Origin of the sequence: Bacillus cereus (assembly GCF_002564555.1) — a bacterium.
Lineage (GTDB): Bacteria > Bacillota > Bacilli > Bacillales > Bacillaceae_G > Bacillus_A > Bacillus_A cereus_K.
This window is the reverse complement of record NZ_NUVD01000041.1, coordinates 1-306: the sequence shown is the minus strand read 5'-3', so window position 1 is coordinate 306 and position 306 is coordinate 1. Positions and strand designations below refer to the sequence as shown.

The window sequence follows — 306 nt, the reverse complement described above, 5'->3', positions numbered from 1 at the left end:
TATCATACGCTGCTAAATCTTTGAATTCGTATTTCCAGCCTGTTGCTTTGCTTACTTCTTGCGTCGCAATTACTGTACCATTTTGTAAAAGGTCTACTTTAATCATTTCCGGACGATCTGTTGCGTTATCATCTTTCCATGTCTTCGTTCCTTCTACTTTTGTTTGACCTACTTTTGTATTTGTGATGTCAGTACCACTTACTTTTGTTTCATATCCAGCTACTGGCTGTTCTTTCACTGTATACTCGTAAGCCTTACCTTCCGCATCATATGCTTCTAAATCTGTGAATATATATTTCCAACCCA

Annotated in this window: 1 protein-coding gene; it reads right to left on the bottom strand. The window is 37.6% G+C overall.

Going from position 1 to position 306, the window contains the following annotated elements:
- A partial coding sequence (locus COI75_RS17070) for a Cna B-type domain-containing protein (RefSeq protein ID WP_141535126.1) occupies positions 1-306 on the bottom strand: 306 nt, incomplete at both ends.